Annotated in this window: 17 protein-coding genes; 11 read left to right on the top strand and 6 right to left on the bottom strand. The window is 46.2% G+C overall.

Annotation, left to right across the window (positions count from 1 at the left end; translation table 11 throughout):
* Nucleotides 1-17: 17 nt before the first annotated feature.
* Nucleotides 18-698: a DNA alkylation repair protein gene (locus KDM90_RS11630; protein WP_212675767.1), complete on the top strand. Its 681-nt coding sequence runs from the start codon at nucleotides 18-20 to the stop codon at nucleotides 696-698.
* Between the two features lie 25 nt (nucleotides 699-723).
* Here KDM90_RS11630 and KDM90_RS11635 read toward each other — a convergent pair whose 3' ends face one another.
* Nucleotides 724-1,185 (bottom strand): winged helix-turn-helix transcriptional regulator, encoded by a 462-nt coding sequence (locus tag KDM90_RS11635; RefSeq protein WP_212675768.1) that lies wholly within the window; start codon nucleotides 1,183-1,185, stop codon nucleotides 724-726.
* Between the two features lie 193 nt (nucleotides 1,186-1,378).
* On the opposite strand from KDM90_RS11635, the gene KDM90_RS11640 reads away from it, so the two are divergent.
* On the top strand, nucleotides 1,379-1,816 hold the full coding sequence (locus tag KDM90_RS11640; RefSeq protein ID WP_212675769.1) for a hypothetical protein: 438 nt from the start codon (nucleotides 1,379-1,381) through the stop codon (nucleotides 1,814-1,816).
* An 82-nt stretch (nucleotides 1,817-1,898) separates the two neighbouring features.
* Complete coding sequence (locus KDM90_RS11645; protein ID WP_212675770.1) at nucleotides 1,899-2,771, top strand: hypothetical protein; 873 nt, start codon at nucleotides 1,899-1,901, stop codon at nucleotides 2,769-2,771.
* An 87-nt stretch (nucleotides 2,772-2,858) separates the two neighbouring features.
* On the opposite strand, the gene KDM90_RS11650 is transcribed toward KDM90_RS11645, so the two are convergent.
* Nucleotides 2,859-5,234 (bottom strand): glycoside hydrolase family 127 protein, encoded by a 2,376-nt coding sequence (locus KDM90_RS11650; protein WP_329605321.1) that lies wholly within the window; start codon nucleotides 5,232-5,234, stop codon nucleotides 2,859-2,861.
* A 177-nt stretch (nucleotides 5,235-5,411) separates the two neighbouring features.
* Nucleotides 5,412-5,831, bottom strand: coding sequence for a rhodanese-like domain-containing protein (locus tag KDM90_RS11655; protein WP_212675771.1), 420 nt, complete (start codon nucleotides 5,829-5,831; stop codon nucleotides 5,412-5,414).
* Between the two features lie 145 nt (nucleotides 5,832-5,976).
* Between KDM90_RS11655 and ftrA the strand changes: the two genes are divergently transcribed.
* Nucleotides 5,977-6,939 (top strand): transcriptional regulator FtrA, encoded by a 963-nt coding sequence (gene ftrA, locus KDM90_RS11660; protein WP_212675772.1) that lies wholly within the window; start codon nucleotides 5,977-5,979, stop codon nucleotides 6,937-6,939.
* 121 nt (nucleotides 6,940-7,060) lie between these two features.
* The gene (locus KDM90_RS11665; protein WP_212675773.1) at nucleotides 7,061-7,747 is read left to right on the top strand and encodes a glutathione S-transferase family protein; all 687 of its coding nucleotides are present in this window, start codon (nucleotides 7,061-7,063) and stop codon (nucleotides 7,745-7,747) included.
* A 153-nt stretch (nucleotides 7,748-7,900) separates the two neighbouring features.
* On the opposite strand, the gene KDM90_RS11670 is transcribed toward KDM90_RS11665, so the two are convergent.
* Together KDM90_RS11670 and KDM90_RS11675 are read right to left on the bottom strand one after the other, a co-directional pair.
* Nucleotides 7,901-8,152 carry a DUF1161 domain-containing protein gene (locus KDM90_RS11670; RefSeq protein WP_212675774.1) on the bottom strand — a complete coding sequence of 84 codons (252 nt, stop codon included), beginning with the start codon at nucleotides 8,150-8,152 and terminating at the stop codon, nucleotides 7,901-7,903.
* Nucleotides 8,153-8,342: 190 nt separating this feature from the next.
* A complete protein-coding gene (locus KDM90_RS11675; protein WP_212675775.1) occupies nucleotides 8,343-10,196 on the bottom strand; it encodes a sensor histidine kinase in 1,854 nt (617 codons plus the stop codon).
* Between the two features lie 134 nt (nucleotides 10,197-10,330).
* On the opposite strand from KDM90_RS11675, the gene KDM90_RS11680 reads away from it, so the two are divergent.
* The 4 genes from KDM90_RS11680 to KDM90_RS11695 all read left to right on the top strand — a co-directional run bounded on the left by KDM90_RS11680 (nucleotide 10,331) and on the right by KDM90_RS11695 (nucleotide 14,928).
* Complete coding sequence (locus KDM90_RS11680; protein ID WP_212675776.1) at nucleotides 10,331-10,945, top strand: LuxR C-terminal-related transcriptional regulator; 615 nt, start codon at nucleotides 10,331-10,333, stop codon at nucleotides 10,943-10,945.
* A gap of 201 nt (nucleotides 10,946-11,146) precedes the next feature.
* The gene (locus KDM90_RS11685) at nucleotides 11,147-13,285 is read left to right on the top strand and encodes a S46 family peptidase (protein ID WP_212675777.1); all 2,139 of its coding nucleotides are present in this window, start codon (nucleotides 11,147-11,149) and stop codon (nucleotides 13,283-13,285) included.
* A 96-nt stretch (nucleotides 13,286-13,381) separates the two neighbouring features.
* Nucleotides 13,382-14,014 carry an alpha/beta hydrolase family protein gene (locus KDM90_RS11690; RefSeq protein ID WP_212675778.1) on the top strand — a complete coding sequence of 211 codons (633 nt, stop codon included), beginning with the start codon at nucleotides 13,382-13,384 and terminating at the stop codon, nucleotides 14,012-14,014.
* Nucleotides 14,015-14,196: 182 nt separating this feature from the next.
* Entirely contained in the window at nucleotides 14,197-14,928 is a 732-nt protein-coding gene (locus tag KDM90_RS11695) for a carbonic anhydrase (RefSeq protein WP_212675779.1), read from the top strand.
* 145 nt (nucleotides 14,929-15,073) lie between these two features.
* Here KDM90_RS11695 and nhaR read toward each other — a convergent pair whose 3' ends face one another.
* Nucleotides 15,074-16,015, bottom strand: a complete 942-nt coding sequence (nhaR, locus tag KDM90_RS11700) for a transcriptional activator NhaR (protein WP_212675780.1) — start codon at nucleotides 16,013-16,015, stop codon at nucleotides 15,074-15,076.
* Between the two features lie 150 nt (nucleotides 16,016-16,165).
* Between nhaR and KDM90_RS11705 the strand changes: the two genes are divergently transcribed.
* A complete protein-coding gene (locus tag KDM90_RS11705; protein WP_212675781.1) occupies nucleotides 16,166-16,852 on the top strand; it encodes a Bax inhibitor-1/YccA family protein in 687 nt (228 codons plus the stop codon).
* A 62-nt stretch (nucleotides 16,853-16,914) separates the two neighbouring features.
* Nucleotides 16,915-17,871: a TerC family protein gene (locus tag KDM90_RS11710; protein ID WP_212675782.1), complete on the top strand. Its 957-nt coding sequence runs from the start codon at nucleotides 16,915-16,917 to the stop codon at nucleotides 17,869-17,871.
* Nucleotides 17,872-17,874 lie beyond the last annotated feature (3 nt).

Genomic DNA, 17,874 nt, shown 5'->3' on the forward strand with positions numbered 1-17,874 from the left:
GAAGACATTGATACAACATGAATAAGCTCGCGTATTTTGAACAAATTCAAACTCTTTTGCATGCCAACGCCAATCCGCAACGTGCTGTTGAGATGCGAGCTTATATGCGGAATCAGTTCGAGTTCATCGGAATCAATACGCCACTACGTAGACAATTGGTGCGCAGTTTGGGATCCCTGAAGTGGACTCATGATGATGCCCTGCAATTGGCGCAGGCTTTGTGGACCTTGTCCAGTCGTGAGTATCAATATGTCGCGATTGATCTGTTGGCACGTCATAAGAAGGGATTGCAGTTGCTTGATATCCCCATTCTGTTAGAACTGGCGCAAAACAAAGCATGGTGGGATACCGTTGATGGCTTAGCTGCTATTGTTGGTGACGTTGTTCGTCTAGGGCTTGGACAGCAAGTGAGTGCGCAACAGCAGATGGATCAGGCGCTGGAGAGTTCCTCAATGTGGGTGCGTCGTATTGCCATGTTGCATCAACTTGGTTGGCGTACACAAACGGATGCTGATCGGCTTTTTAGTTATGCATTGAGGCTAGCCCCAGAACCTGATTTTTTTATTCGTAAGGCAATTGGTTGGGCATTACGGGACTATGCTAGGTGGAATCCTGCCACCGTACAGAAATTTGTTCATGCGCATAGCTCGAGTTTGTCGCCGCTGAGTGCGCGCGAAGCACTCAAACACCTGCGCTAAATTACGAGTAAATCTAAGCGAATTTCTAGTTTTGCCGATCACTCATAGCAGCTGGATTGTCCTCCATCCGCACATTTTTCACGTGCAAAGCTCCGCCACATGCAGAGCAAACTTGACCTGCTCGGGTGATTTCTCCGCAGTCCAGATGCCTTAACCGGAAAGTTGAGGGACTAGGACATGGTAGCCAATCTTCACCATAACGCATCAATTCTAGTGTGAGAGGTAAGAGTGCTAATCCCGCGTCGCTGAGCTTGTATTGAAAGCGAACGGGGCGGTCTTGGTAGGGAATTTTAAGTACGATTTTCGCCTCTACCATGCGCTTTAGCCGATTTGTTAGGATGTTGCTGGCAGCGCCCGTGGCTTTTTGCAATTCATCAAATTTGTGTGCTCGTTTAAATAATTCACGCAAAATTAGTAAAATCCACTCATCACCAATCAAATGGGCGGCCCTTGCTACGGGGCAAGCCTGTATCGGTTTTTCTAGCATTCTCTTCCCTTTTTTGGATTGATTTGTTTCTTTGCACGCTATATATCTTTCATTTTACAAGCTTGCAAAATGAAAGTCTATGAAGTACTATGCTTTGTAACTTGCAATTTGCAAGTTACAAAGCATAGCGCGCTTGTCTTGCTAAACCGAGCTAAACCCGTAGTGAACATCCCCAGTCCTAAGTGAGAAAATTATGAAATATCCAACAAGCTTCTTTCCTACCATTACGTCCGCCAACGCCTTCGCTTCCTTGGTTTTGAGCAGCATGATGTCGTTTGCCGTCACCTCCGTCCATGCACAACAGAACAAAATAGACAGCGAGCTTGTTTCTCGTCGCACACAACAAGGAAGCAGTCATAGGCAAGAGAAACCAGTGCAAATTGAAATTAATGAGACGAACGAAATAAAACGAGGACCCTTGGCCGATTTTTATGAACTGGTGAGGCAACAACCAAGATCCGAATCCTATGTCGAAAGCAGTCAACTAGTGAAGGCAAATGCCATAAAAATTCAACTCGCTAATCGGATTCTGGAATCTCAGTCCAAAAATGGGGCAACGCAGTCGACAACAGACACCACTCAGCCAGACCAATATTCCAAACCTATTGCAGAACCGCCAAATCCTAAATAGATGGACCCTACGACAGTAAAGTTGTCCATCTTCCCATCAGCACAAGAAAACAAAAAGTGATGCACCGAAACTCGGAGTCAAAATGCAGATCCCAAATGATTTAATCAAGCTAAAAAGCCAAATTGAGCAAGAAGTTCAAACTCACTTTGACAGCTACGCCTACGAGCAAACGAGTCTCATCCTCGACAGCACCGGTCCAAGTTTTACCAAACAGTATTTTATGTTGAACGCGATCGGTATGAATGGTTTGAGTCAACTACACGAGATACATGCTTTCTCAGGCTCGACCTTCGCGCTCTTTGGGTACTTTGCTTTCGCTAGTGGACAACACCGGGTCAGCCTTGATGCACTGTGTCATCCAGACGCTGAAAAAATATTTCGCAAGCAGCATCACCCTCAATCCTTATCGGGGATCCGTGCAATTTGTAATCTACTCGTCGGGCGCTCGGCATTTCCAAGTATCCAACCACTGTTGGCGTCCTTGGAATATATGTTTGGGGATTTCGTCGAGCAACCTTTCGCCAATTTTGGTACCAACATACACATCTACATGACGAAAAATTCCCAGCTTGAATTGCTGGTTTTATCCAACAATGACCAGTGCTCACCCGAGTTGCACGATTTAAGGCTACAACCGATCAAGAACATCGTCGCTATGGCCGCCAATGTTCCTTTCGTCTATGGAGGTATTCAGCCCAACACGCCCTACTCTGATCCTGTGTACAACCCAGACTATTTGCCCGCCCTTAAGCGAATAGCGCAGACAGATAAGCAATGCCTCATCTCTACCCCTTGGCGAGCTGGCAAGAAAGGGAATCGCCATTATGTGAAGTGCTATCCCGCAGGAAACGCACGTTGGCAAATGTTGAAAGACTTTGCACGGCTAGTGAGCGGGCGACGGAATCAAACATGGAGCCGAGACATGTATGCTGCCTTTAAAATGAATAACCATTGAGCCCGCCTCGAATCCAAGAATGTCTATCGCTGCCCGATTCGAAAAAACCAAGGTGTGGCGTCGCCTGACTATCCAAATACTGTGAACCTACTTAACGGTATAAAGTCGGCAACCAAAAACGGGCCCAGCAGTGCGACCATTCAGTGGCGTAAATCGAATTAGGATTTGATTCTTATCCTGAGTTAAAACTTCAGGAATCGGATACTCTTGTTCAATAAATTCACCCGCCCTATTGCCATTTAGGACAACATGGGCAATCTCGGTACCATCTACACTGATACTAAAATCTCGGTTCTTTTCTTCCCCGGAATAAGTCGCATGTAATACCAGTGAGCCACGCTTCACTCGCATCTTAAAACTAAAAAAACCGCCGGTTCGCGCATCGCGACCATTTCGACCTCGATAAACGACGGGATAGGAAATGTCTGCTTCAAGCTGATGATCCCGCTCAGCCTGCATTTCCCCCAAATGCATCACATCGACAGCGCGTGCATTCAATTCTTGCTGACGAGCTTGTTCCTCTTTGAATTGTGTCTCAGCAATCGCCCATTCATCGTCACTAAAGATCGCAAAGTAAGCAGCAGAACGACGCAGATATTGCGCATAAAATGGTTTGAATTGGAAATCTCTGGGACGACCAATTCCTTTTGTTTGATAGTGCGCTGCATTCTGTTGAATCGGTGTGAATGCACGCAACAATTGGTTTCCAACTATGGCAGGTGCGACCCCGTCAAATGGATCCTGACTCGCACCTAAATCTGCGCTGAGCACCAATGGGCCGCGTAAAAATGAAGCAATACGGGGATTTCCTGGACTTGCTTCCATACGCAAATGCAACGGCAAACTCAGCTGTACCAGATCGCCTGAGTGCCATTGACGATCGATAATGGCATAAGATTTCTCAATGGTAAAAGGAAGCTTTTCACCGTTCAACTTGAGCTCAAAATGAGAAGCCCATGCTGGAATACGGAACGCCATCCGTAGCTTTTTTTTTGTGTTTGACTGCGCAATTCGAAAGCGAATGTCGCCGTGATAAGGGTAAGCAGTCTCCAATTCACATTGCATTGATTGCTGCTGCCAATCGATCTTCGACGGAATGTACAAATTAATAAAGAGACAGTCGTCGGCATGCCAATAGATGGAATCGCCATGTTTGGCGTGACTTTCCATTCCGGAGAGGACACAACACCAAAAGTCGTTCTCCTCGCTTGAAAATTCACGGGGGACACCGGCCATCAACGGTGTCATGTAGGTGAACATGCCGGTCGCAGGATTTTGATGCGCTAAGATATGGTTGAGATGGGTACGCTCGTAGTAATCAAAATAGTGTGCCTCAGGTGACCAGCTATACAAATGCCGAGTCAATTTCAGCATGTTGTAGCTGCAGCATGCCTCACAGGTTTGTTCAGTAAGATGCTTGGCGATCGTATCTGGTTCGAAAAAATATTCCCTATCACCTTGACCACCGATTACGTAACTGTGGTGGCGCGTGACCCTGTTCCAAAAGAAACGTGCAGTCTCTGCGTGTCGGCTATCACCGTTCACTTCGAACAAACGAGCAAGCCCAATCAATTTAGGAATTTGCGTATTGGCATGCGTGTTGGCCAATTCGTCACGTTGCGCTTGTAACGGGTCGAGTACCTGCCGATGGTACAGTCGCACAGCTAGTGCCAACCATCTAGCGTCCTTATGACGCGTGTACAACTCGGCGAAACTCTCATTGATACCGCCATGTTCGCAATGCAGTATCTGTTGCAATTGCTGGTCATTTACTGCTGAAAAAAAGCGATCAATATACGTCGCCAAACCAATCAAAACCTGCAAGGCCTGTTCATTCTCAGCTAAGGCGTGGGCATCAAGTAAGCCAGCCATCACTTTATGCCAATTGTAGAAAGGAACCCAGCACCCATTCAAATCAAATCCGGCAGAACGAATTTCTCCCTGTAACATTTCTGCAAATATTTCCTTACCGTCGACGATACTGCCATCGTGACGCTTGCGCATGAAGCCACCAATGTAGCCATCACCGTGTGCAGATTGCACCTGTGCCAGTTCCGTAACGATATAGTCAATTCTGTCGCGGAACTCTGGTTCACCAGTCTGCGCGAACATCAGTGCCAAGGCAGATAAATAATGGCCTAATCCTTCTCCCGCAATAGTGTCGGACTCCCATCCACCGTAGATTTTCCCCTTAGTAGGAAGTCCTGCAAATCGATGGTAATTGTGAAGAAATCGGTTTGCATCCAAGCGTAATAAGTACGCGCGGTTCGCTTTGAGCGCTTGAAGGTAAGGAGATGCGAGCAAACGAACTTGCTTGAGTGGGATCGCCTGTGCACGTGAAGGTAAAACGCGGATTTTCTTCGTTCCTACAGCATGAGTGAAAGAACTGAGCGAGAGCGCACTGATAGATACAGAACCCTGTAAAAACTTACGGCGCGCTTTGAACGAATCAGTATTGGCCACAGCACGTCTCCCATTATGATTGAATCATCAGAATATAAAGTGAAGGAAACGCATGGTCTTGATTCGACCGTCCTTCTAACATGACGAAAGAAGCATAATCAAATTCGCTAAACTTTCCGACATTTGCATTCCAAATGTAAACAAAGCATAGCGAATACGCGAAGCGCGCGAAACAAGTTATCGAATGATAGACGGATCGACAGACTTAGTCAGTGGGTATCCTTGATCGAGCCAACCGGTGATCCCGCCTAACATAACCTTAACTGGACGGCCCAATTTAGCAAGAACCATTGCCGCTTTGGTCGCACCGTTGCAGTGTGGTCCCGCACAATAAACCACGAAAAGGGTATTGGCCGGATAGACCGCCAGCTTGGACGCGATCATTTTACCGCGCATCATATGGATAGCGCCCCCAATGTGGCCACCTTGAAACTCATCTTGATTACGTACATCGAAAAGAACGAATCCGGGATCGCCTAGTGTGAATGCCTCATGCACATCCCAACAATCCGTCTCGTATTGCAGACTCGAGGCAAAACGTTGAAAGGCATCCGCACTAGTGGCGGCGGCAACTTCGAGTACAGCATTCGTGGTCATAAATATTCTCCTTGAGTAAAAAGCAGGGTTGAAAACAAGAAGATTGTGCGCGCTGGCAAAATCACTGTATAGTGACGTAAATGACAGTATTCGGTCATAAAACGTCATCCTGCGTTGGAACAACTTCGATACTTGTATTCAATCCATGTCAGCGCCACTTGTCATCGCCCTCGCCTATGATCGTCTTTGCACGTTTGAATTTGCCTGCGCTGTCGAATTGTTTTCACTGGAACGTCCAGAACTAAACGTTGATTGGTATCGGTTTCAAGTTTGTGCGATCGAAGCGGGAAAATTACGTGCTGCTGGCGGCATCCTAGTCGAAGCACCTTACGCACTACGAAGGTTGGATCAGCTTAAACGTGGCGACATTATCGTCATCCCGGGGTGGCGTGATACCGATGAGATACCGCCACTTGAACTAATAAAAAAAATTCGAGCCGCATACTCGCGAGGCGTTCGTTTTTGCACGATTTGCTCAGGCATTTTTGTCCTCGCCGCAGCAGGTATTTTAGATGAGCGAAGAGTGACAACCCATTGGCGCTACGCGGAAAAGTTGCGTTCAACTTATCCCCGTTTGCAGGTTGAGCCCGATGATTTGTATGTCGATGATGGACAAATTATCAGTTCCGCTGGGTCAGCCGCTGGTTTGGATATGCTGCTCTATTTGGTCAGAAAAGATTATGGCGTCAAAATTGCGAACCAAGTTGCGCAACGTCTTGTCATCCCTCCCCATCGCGAAGGAGGGCAAGCGCAATTTATTCCTCGTCCGATTGCGCAGGATGAACGTGGGCGATTGTCCCAGTTGCTGGATTGGATCCGAGCGCATCCAACTCGTAGCCACAGCTTACCCGAACTTGCGCAACGCGCCGCGATGAGTGAACGAACTTTGCAGAGGCAGTTTCTCGAGTTGACTCACTGTACACCAAAGGAATGGATTGCGCGCGAGCGGGTGGCTATCGCCAAAGAGCTGTTGGAGACTTCGACGACGAGTTTATCGCGGATTGTAGAGCTCACTGGATTTGGTTCAGAAGAAACATTTCGTCGGCAATTCAAGCGGATCACATCGACGAGTCCCATCGCATACAGAAAACAATTTTTTGGGAACTAAGACCATGCAAACTCAGTCATAATAGCCATGATCAGACATGAAAAATGTGTCTTAAAATCGGAAATTTTCTTCTCCATTTATCCCCTGCCTTACCTTTCACATTGTTCATACGAGGTCTCACATGTACACACTTTTTATCGCGAACAAAGTCTATTCATCTTGGTCCCTACGACCTTGGATCATGATGCGCGAGCTTGAACTACTATTTGAAGAAAAGTTGGTCACTTTTGCAACTGGAAGCAATTGGGAAGCATTTAGAAAATTCTCCCCTGCGGGTAAAGTTCCTTGCTTGCATGATGGCGAATCTGTCATCTGGGATTCGTTAGCGATTATTGAGTATTTATCGGATCGTCACGGGGGCGTTTGGCCCACTGACCCGAAGGCGAAAATTTGGGCGCGGTGTGCTACGGCTGAAATGCATTCTGGTTTTAACCATTTACGCGGCACCTGCACAATGCATGTTGGTTTGCGTATCAAATTGAAAGAAATAGCTCCTGAACTACAAGCGGAGATTGATCGCCTGAATGAACTATGGTGTGAAGGTTTGAATCGGTTTGGCGGCCCATTCTTGGCTGGCGAGAAATTTACTGCTGTTGATGCATTCTTCGCACCTGTCGTGTTTCGTATTCAAACCTATGGATTGAGTATGAATCCGCAAGCACTCGCCTATGTAAAGCGAATGTTGGCCTTGCCGAGCATGCAGCAATGGCAGACAGAGGCATTGCGTGAAAAATGGCGTGAACCAGGACATGAAAAAACGGCGTTAGCTGCTGGTGAAGTGCTCGAAGATAAACGGATGCAACCATAAGTCCTTGGCGACTTATCGACTTGTGAGTAAGCAATTCCTCATAAAATGAAGGGCACTGTTTGGTGGTAAACAGTGCCCTTTCTACTATCGAAATTACATTTTAAAAAACGTACGCAATCGCTTAACTTGGCGTTCTTGATTGCGCTTCCGTTTTTATTCGGATTTTTCCGCTGTCTTGGATTTTTTCTTCTCGTGAATAATTTTCATTGATCCTTTTTCACAGGTGCCTAAAACGCGACCAGCCATTTTAGTGTCTTTTGTGACCACGACCATGTTGTATTCCTTGACGCCTTTGCCGGCCACTTTTTTCTCAATTTTTGCTTTCAAATCATCACAAGATAAAACGCCAGCCGATGCTGAAAATGCTATCGACATTAGGCTGGCTGCAAGAATACTTTTTTTCATAGAGCAAACTCCCGTGGTGAAATCGTTCATATCATTCAGATCTTTGTTGATTCTGATGAATAAAACCTTAGCACTCAGAAACAATTCCGAAAAGAAATATTCAACGAGGCAAGAAATTCTGTTGTTATTCTGGTTAACTCCGTGAGGAACAAGCTCAGCAAATCCGCAAAATTGTGCAGACTATGCCGATCTAAGTTTGTCGAAATTGGTGAATGTTTTGCCTTGGAGGCTGGATTGAAGCATTCAAGGTGTAGGGGATGTTCAAGCAAAAACCGCTGCCTCCCTTATTGACTCGATGTACGGAGAGTTGATAGCCGCACTGTTGACACAAAGTATGTACGATAAATAAGCCTAAACCATAGCCTTCACGACCTTGATCTGGCGTTTGTCCTTGTTGAAATGCATGTATGAGGCGGTTGTATTGATGATCAGGAATGCCTAGACCCGTATCCCAAACTTGAATTTCGATTGTTTGTGGACGTCGGCGAACGCCAACTATTACTCGCCCCTTTTGCGTGTAACGAATCGCATTGGAGAGCAAATTGCTCAAAATTCGGTAGAGCAAGTGCGCCGAACCTTGTGAAAAAAGTGTGCTTGAATGTATCGATAAAGTGAGGCCTTTTCGATGTGCTTGTGGTTCAAATTCGCGAGCCAATTGTTGTAGTACGTTGGCTAGTTCGAATTGATCACTGACTTCTGTTGATTGTGCTTCTCTACTTTGCACAATCAATTCATGTAAGAGATTTTGTGCATAGTTCAAAGTTTGTTCGACATGATTTGCGATCGGCTTACTTTCTTTACTTTGTCCGAGCGCAGCGACCGCAAAGCGAAGGGATGCGAGAGGTTGCGCAATATCGTGACTAGCGGAAGCAAGTTGTAGTTGCTGTTGCCGTGCCCGCTCGATAGCAAGTAATTTTTCTTGCTCCGCTTTGAGTAGTTGCTCTGTTTCAGCTAATCTGAGGATACGTTGTTCGGCCTGTCGTTGGTTGAAAAGCCGAATTTGCTCACCTACGGCGATCGTAAAAAAGATCATTTCGGCGAGGTAGCCAAGTTTAGGATAACTGAGCACGGATAGGCTTGGAAATGGATTGAATACCGTGATACTAAACATGAGTAGTCCAGGCACAAACGACACTTGAACAATACTGCCGACGAAATAGAATCGGGCAGCAGGAATTCGAATCTGGATCGCTCGATAGGCGGTATACACGGCGAAGACGGCATATGCGCTCGTCATTCCACCAATAAACAGTTCCAAATCAGTAATGAGATGAAACAATGCCGTGCAGAGTATAGCTATCAACAATCCGACATGCGCGAGATACAGAGACGTCATGCGCTGACGAATTTGTAAAAATTGAATTGCAAAGAGGATGTGGAAAAACGTGATGCAACACGCGATAAAACCAGGCGCTTGCCGATTCCAATGTGGTGACTCTGGCCACAAAAATTGAAAGTTGTAACCTTCAACCTGCGTCAAGAACGCAAGATTGCATAGTACTAAGCCCGCGTAGTAACGATAGTGGCGATTGTGTGCTGATTGAAAGGCGATGATTAGGACTGGCGCTAAAAAAATAAGCAAACCGAATACCGCACCATGGAAGAGAATACTTGTCGTATCGCCTTGTGCAAAGCGTGTTTGTTCAAAAAGGCGAAGGAATAGCGGTGTTTTGCCGTGGGTACGGTAGTGGATCAGAATTGTTTGAGGCGTGCCCTGTGACGAGAGCGGCAACAGGAGGCTTCGATTTAGAACAGGTCGTGCTTGAAAGCGGGCATCCTCATTGAGGATTAAGAGTGTTCGCAATTCTGTCGCATGGATCTCGAAGATTTGGAGTTGGTAAGCATCTGGAATGCCTAGGTCGAGAAAGTAATTTGCTTTTGGGACCTGAAATTGAACCAGCGCCCAGCTTCCAAATTCATTCGAAATTGGCAAGTCAGGAAAGCGCTGCTGGATCTCTGTTGTGTTGAGATAGCGTGTACAGGCTTGTAAAGAGATCGGCGCGTTCTCCTGATGAAATTGACATTCCGAAAGTGGACTTGCCAAAGTCAGCTCGCATATCAGTACAAAGAAAATAAAAAGAAAGCGCATGGGTGTGTTGTTTGCCGCGATATGATCTGCATCAACTCGATGAATTTATTTTATCATCCAGCCTTACTTTCCTTCTGGTCTTTTTTCTGATGTCGAACACGATCAAAATTCTATTGGCAGATGACCATGCGATTTTTCGCCAAGGTTTAAAGTTACTTTTGCAATCTGTGCCGAATTATGAGGTGGTTGCTGAGGTTGGCGACCTGTCAGAAGTGATGGTGACATTGCAGTCACAACCAATTGATTTGATGATACTTGATTATCATATGCCAGGTGGTGAATCGAGTGCCGTTCTCGCCTACTGTAAACAACGCTATACCGACTTGAAAATTATTGCTCTAACAGGCGCTAATTCCGGAATGGTGCTGAAACAATTGCGCGATGCTAAGGCCGATGCTGTGTTGCAAAAAGAAAGCTCTGCCACACAACTGCTTGAAAGTCTTCAGCAAGTTCTAGCGGGTCGTCAGTCAATTCCAGACGCGGTTCAGCAACAGATCGATGCGATTGAAACGGATTTGACGCCAAGAGAATTGCAGATTTTAGCGAGAATCTATCACGGTAAAGCGACACAAGAAGTGGCTGATGAATTGAGTTTGTCGGCCAAGACCGTGGATAAGCACCGAGAAAACATCATGCGTAAGTTACAAGTGAATAACGTGGTGCAATTGATTCATAAAGTGCAGCAATTGCACCTGCTATCGTAAGCATGCCTAGCGTGAACGCAACATCGCATTTTGTCGGATAGACAAAAGCAATCGCAAGCTTTGTTTCGTTTTAATTTATTGTCTTGCAAGCCATGCTAGGTTTGCCGCACATCAAGCGCTCGACGTATCGTTTGGATTCGACTCTGAACAGCGATATACTCGCGCTCTTACGCGCGATTGAGCGCCTTGAAGGAGACCAAATTGTTCAAAAAACTCGTCGTACCTGCAGCTTTATTGGCTTTTAGTGCCCAAGTTCAAGCTGATGAAGGCCAATGGCAACCATATCAGTTGCCCCAACTAAAGGCGGAGCTCAAAAAAGTGGGCATCACTATTCCTGCCGAAAAATTAGCCGATTTATCCAAACATCCTATGAGCGCCATCGTCTCAACTGGCGGCTGCTCGGCCTCGTTTGTGTCGCCAGAAGGCTTGATCGTCACCAATCATCATTGTGCTTACGATGCGATACAACGCAATTCCAGTGCCAAGAAAAACTACATTACGGATGGCTTTTTAGCTAAAACCCGCGCCGAAGAATTGCCAGCAGGTGCCAGCACACGTGTCTACATTACTGACAAAGTGGAAAACGTCACGAAAGAGGTAACAGCAGGCTTGAACGACAAAATGTCAGGACGTGAACGTCGTGATTTGATACAAAGTCGCATCAAAAAAATTATCGCTGATTGTGAACAAGACAAGGCCTATCGTTGTTCCGTGCCTAGCTTTCATCGTGGCCTCGAATACTATCGCATACGCCAAATGATGATACGCGATGTACGTTTGGTCTACGCCCCAGCCGACATGATCGGTAATTACGGTGGCGACATCGATAATTTTGAATGGCCACGTCACACTGGGGACTTCTCTTTCTTGCGTGCTTATGTCGGCAAAGATGGTCGTCCAGCGGATCCATCGCCAGAGAATGTGCCGTACAAATCTAAAGATTTTTTGGTGGTGTCGGCTGAAGGTTTGAAAAATGGTGATCCGATTTTGTTAGCTGGTTATCCAGGTCGCACTAGTCGTTATAAATTGCCGTCTGAAATTCGCTTTGCGCGCGACACCGATTACCCATTGCGTGCAGCAGAAATGTTGGCCGATATCGCCACCATCGAAGCCGCCACTAAAGGTAATGCGGACGATGAAGTGCGTTACGCTAGCGTGGTTAAAGGTATCAATAATCGTCTAAAGAAAACCCAAGGTTTGATCGATGGTTTTGCACGCAAAGACATTGCAGCGATTAAAGATGCACAAGATGCAGAGTTTCGTAATTGGTTAATCGGTTCGAGCAAAAATTCCGCAGAATCTAAAGCCTTATTGGCGAAACTCGATGCTGTGATTGCTGAAGACATGGCCTTGTCACAGGAAGAACTGGCCTATGCCGTCGCCACCAATAGTGACTTATTCTCTAGCGCACGTAGCCTGTATCGTCTCGCGTTGGAAAAAGAGAAACCAAACGCGCAGCGTGAAGGCGGTTACCAAGAACGTGACCTCGCTTTTATCAAAGGTCGCCTGACTCGCTTGGAACAATCCTTTTTGACTAAGGTGGATCGTGCTCGCTTGACGGCTGGTTTAACGCGTTATGCGAAGTTGGCGGTCCATCCCGCCGGCTTGGATGCCTTGTTACCGACAGCAGAAGCCGCCGCAGCCTTGTACGACAAAACACAATTGACGGACACTGCGAAACGCTTGGCGTGGATGGAGAAAGATAAAGCCGCCTTCCTGCAGTCAGATGACGCTTTTATTCAGCTCGCGGTGAAATTGCATGATGTGGGGATGTCTTTAGAAAACCGTCGTAAAGAAGTCGACGGCAATCTCGATTTCATCATCCCGCAATACATGCAAGCCGTGATCAACTGGAAGAAATCTCAAGGCAAGCCCGTTTATCCTGATGCGAACTCGACTTTGCGCGTGACTTTCGGTAACGTCGGTTCTTATTCACCACGTGACGGTGTGACCAAAGGTCCATTTACCACGGTCGAAGGCATCGTTGAAAAACACACGGGCAAAGATCCTTTCATCGCGCCAGCGCCTTTGTTGCAAGCGATTAAGGAAAAGCGTTATGGTGTTTTCAAAGACAATGTCTTGGGTACTGTGCCAGTCGATTTCTTGTCTAGTGCGGATACCACTGGTGGCAATTCAGGTTCTGCGGTGATGAATAAACGCGGTGAATTAGTTGGTTTGAATTTTGACTCGACTTACGAATCGATTACCAAAGATTGGTACTTCGACCCAGCGATTACCAAAGCAATTCACGTCGATATTCGCTACATGCTGTGGATCATGAAAGAAGTCGATCATGCGGATAATGTGTTGAAAGAAATGACGATTAAATATCCAAAATAGTCGTCTTGATAACCGTGTAATGTTTCAAAGCTTACACGGTTTTTTTTCGCCTTCTTTTAATGAACAAAGGCTTGTTATGTCCCTATTGAGAATAAAATGCAAATAGTTTTTGTCGACGGCATTGGCGGTAAACAGTACATGCGAAGCGGCCTGATCCGTTATTTCACCCAGCTTGGTTATACCGTTACCTGTTTTGATTATTCCGCTTCGACACAATCACTATTGGAAATTAAAGGACGTTTGCAGAGATGTCTAAGGGAAGTGGGAACACGAGGCGCCTATTTCGCAATTGGATACTCCTTTGGTGGCGTCTTGATTCGACAGCTTTTACAAGACTGTAATGAAGGCTTACGCAAGCCCGATAAACTTGTTTTGTTGGCTTCCCCTGTTCGTGCTGTGCGTTTGGCACAGCGTACAAATAAGTGGCGTATTTTTACTTGGTTTGCCCGTGAATGTGGAATGCTGACAAGCGATTCGGTAGCGATGCAAGGAATTGCCATTCCGCCCATTCCTATCGCTTGTATTTATGGCGTATGGCCTTGGTTAGGTCCTTTGGGTTTTTTTGATGGATTCAAAATTCAGCATGATGGCATGTTAAGCGTTGAGGAAGTACGTCTGCCCAACGCGGACCTGTGCGTGCCGATACAAGCAAGCCATGCTTTTATACCAAACAATCGAGAAGTGTTAGAGAACATACATCGCTGGTTTCAATCGACGTCAGTGAATTGATACTTTTTGTGTCGCGCTATGGCGAATTCACAAAAACTTGCAGTTCGTACTTTCCATTTGTGGATAAATAGTCGCAAGCTTGAAATGCTACTGGCAAATTGTGTAAATCAACTTATACTCAGTTTGTCTATCATTTTTCTTGTGTCGAGGTTGTCAACAATCAAACTTTGGGGGAGCGGAATATGAAAGCAAGTTTAGTGTTTGCGTCGCTGGCATTGGCATCGAGCATGGGCATGGCAGCTGACGATCATAAATGGTCGTATAGCGGTGTTGGTGGGCCTACAGAATGGGCAAAATTAAGTGAGGCGAATGGCGCCTGTGCTGGTAAGAATCAATCTCCCATTAATTTGACGGGGTTTATTCGAGCGAACTTGAAGCCAATTCAGTTTGCGTACCACACTGGCGGAAATGAGGTGATTAATAATGGTCACACGATACAAATGAACTTTATGAACGGCAGTCATATCCTCGTCGATCATCTTCAGTTTGATTTAAAGCAGGTGCATTTCCACTCCCCCAGTGAAAATCAAATTAACGGAAAGTCATTTCCGCTCGAAGCGCATTTCGTACATGCTGATAAAGACGGTAATCTAAGCGTCGTTGCTGTGATGTTCAAAGAAGGGGCAGAAAATAAGGCGCTTGCAAAAATCTGGGCGCTAATGCCGAAGGAGGCAGAACAAAAAGCAGCTTTGGATATGCCTTTGGCTGGCGATCAATTGTTGCCAAAGAAACGTGCTTACTATCGCTTCAATGGATCTTTGACGACACCGCCTTGCACTGAGGGTGTTCGATGGCTAGTGATGAAGGCCCCGGTCTCCGTCTCGAAAGAGCAAGTCGAAGCGTTTTCGCATATTATTCACCATCCCAATAATCGCCCGATTCAGGCCGTGAATGCACGACCAGTATTGCAGTAACAGATAGTGGGATGAGTCATCATCCCACTATCTGTGTCGAATAGACTGGGCGAGTATCCTTGTGTGAAATTTGCCTGAAATGATTCAGCGCGTGCTTTGCTTGCCTTTGCCCATGCTGTGTCTATGAATGCTGTCGCTGTGCGGATCACCGAGCATCTTTGCTTTTTGCCTCTGATTTTCTCTTCGCGGAACTGATTCTTGTCAAAGGCGCTGCTTGACTGATCGCCAGTACTGCTGGATGGGTAAGCTTACGTTGAACCGAGATCGCAAAAAATTGCTCGGTAATCTCATCAGTCGATCCCACTAGCTCCAGATCGTATTGGCGCATCACCATGTCAGCGATAGCACTAGGCTTGGCGAAAAAGCCGACGCCGGCTTCACCAAATGCGCTCATCAATGCGCTATCGTCAAATTCGCCAGCGATACGTGGACGCACGCCTTGTAATTCAAACCAATGCATTAGTCTGGAGCGAAGTGCAGAATCTTCACCAGGCAATAGAAATGGTGCACCGTTGAGACAGGCAGGAAATGTCTGTGGATGTTTCGTGCGTAGTGTTTGCGTCGCAAAAAAACTTAATCCGCACTCGCCCAGTTTATGGTTAAAGCCTCGCACATTTGTGCTGGGTGGCATTGGTGTATCGGTGATGACAATATCGAGTTTATGACGCGCCAATTCACCAAGTAAATCTTCCAATTTTCCTTCGCGGCAGTTGATTCTTAAGGTTTGCGGCAGGCTTAATGCGGGCTCCAACAGCTTATAAGCAACGGCTTTCGCGACCGCGTCCGATACCCCAACGCGGAGTTGTACTGTGCGCTCGGTTGGATGGTGGCGCAAAACTTGTTCGAGTTCTTGGCCGAGAGAGAATATCTCTTCCGCATACGCAAAGACCAAACGGCCAGCTTCGTTTAACTCCAAGTTGCGTCCGCTCTTGTTAAACAAAGCTTCACCTTGCACATCTTCGAATAGGCTCAATTGTCCACTGATCGTTTGTGGCGTCACGTGCAGTTGTTCACTGGCTCGCGCGATGCTGCCTGTTTTTGCGACGACCCAAAAATAGTGCAGATGCTTGTAGTTCAGACTAGCCATCTTACTTACCTTATTATCTGATTTGGAAATGCATCGATTTTTACGAAGTATTTTACAACTATAATCGACTTTTATTTCATCTTTGTCTCGCCTACACTTGCGCTACCCAAATTGGGAAACGCTTTACATCCGAATTTTTAGGAGAGAACTATGAGTATCTTAGACCGTGGCACCCTGCGCGATGCGCAAACAGTGGACTATGTTGATAGCAGCGTACTAAGCGGACATAAAGTACTGCGCAACACCTATTTGTTGCTGTCTATGACATTGTTGTTTTCTGCATTGACTGCTGGTTTGAGTATGGCGATGGCATTACCAAGCCCTGGCATTATCGTGACCTTGATCGGCTATTTTGGCCTATTGTTTTTAACAACGAAGTTACGTAATAGCGCTTGGGGCATCGCATCTGTGTTTGCCCTGACGGGTTTTATGGGACTCACTCTAGGTCCTATTATTAGCCGCTATCTCGGTATGTCGGGTGGCAGCGGCATTGTGATGAGTGCGATGGGACTGACTGCAGTGATTTTTATGGGTTTGTCCGCTTACGTACTGATCTCAAAGCGTGACTTTAGTTTTATGGGTGGTTTCTTAGCTGTCGGTGTGTTAGTCGCGTTTGTTGCTGGCTTGGGTGCGATTTTCTTTGAAATCCCAGCCTTATCCGTGGCGGTATCTGCGGCGTTCGTATTGCTGATGTCCGGTATGATTTTATTTGAGACAAGTAATATTGTCCGTGGCGGCGAAACCAACTACATCATGGCGACAGTCAGTTTATACATTACGATTTTCAATTTATTTACTAGCTTGCTGCAACTACTTGGCTTTATGGAAAAAGAATAAAGCGTGTTTCATTTCACGGTAGAACAGTAGTTCTACCGTGAGTTAATTCGGGAGATTAAATAATGTTAGAGACTATTGCACAACCGTGGATGTGGGGCGCATTTATCGCTTTTGTCCTAGGTATGCTCGCTCTTGATATCTTTGCCCTAGGCGGATCCAAGTCACACAAGGTGAGTGTCAAAGAGGCGGCGATTTGGTCCTTAATCTGGGTCTCCTTAGCTCTATTATTTAACTTTGGGATGTATGTTTATCTCAAAGACATCGTCGGCGAAGCGGCGGCAATGAGTAAGTCGATGGAGTTTTTGACAGGCTATGTGATTGAAAAGTCGCTGTCGGTCGATAATGTATTCGTATTTTTGATGATCTTCGGTCATTTTGCTGTACCTGAACAATATCAACGCAAAGTCTTGCTATACGGTGTGCTCGGAGCAATTGTGATGCGGGTCATTATGATTTTGGCGGGTAGTTGGGTTGTTTCTCAGTTTGCTTGGGTTTTGTATATTTTCGGCATCTTCTTAGTCATTACGGGTTTGCGAATGATGGTTGCCGCGGAAAAAGAGCCCGATATGGAAGCGAATCCAGTCTTGAAATTTGCGAAGAAGCTATTGCCATTTACCAAGGAATACCACGAGGAAAAATTTAGCATTGTGCAGAATGGCAAACGTGTCTTTACACCGCTTTTGCTGGTTCTGATTCTGATTGAGATCTCGGATGTGGTGTTTGCGGTGGATTCTATCCCAGCGATTTTTGCTGTGACGACCGATCCTTTCATTGTTTTTACATCGAATATTTTCGCGATCATGGGTTTGCGAGCCCTGTATTTCTTGCTTGCCGATATGGCTGACCGTTTCCATTTATTGAAATTCGGTCTGGCTTTTGTATTGATGTTTGTTGGTATCAAGATGTTGATCGTGAAATGGATACACGTACCCACTGCGGTATCGCTCACGGTAATCGGGACGATTCTTGCAAGCTCCATCATTGCTAGCTTGATTGCAACGCGAAAGAAAGCGAGTTAATTG

This window comes from Affinundibacterium fentianense, from assembly GCF_018139545.1.
Classification (GTDB): Bacteria; Pseudomonadota; Gammaproteobacteria; order Burkholderiales; family Burkholderiaceae_D; genus Undibacterium; species Undibacterium fentianense.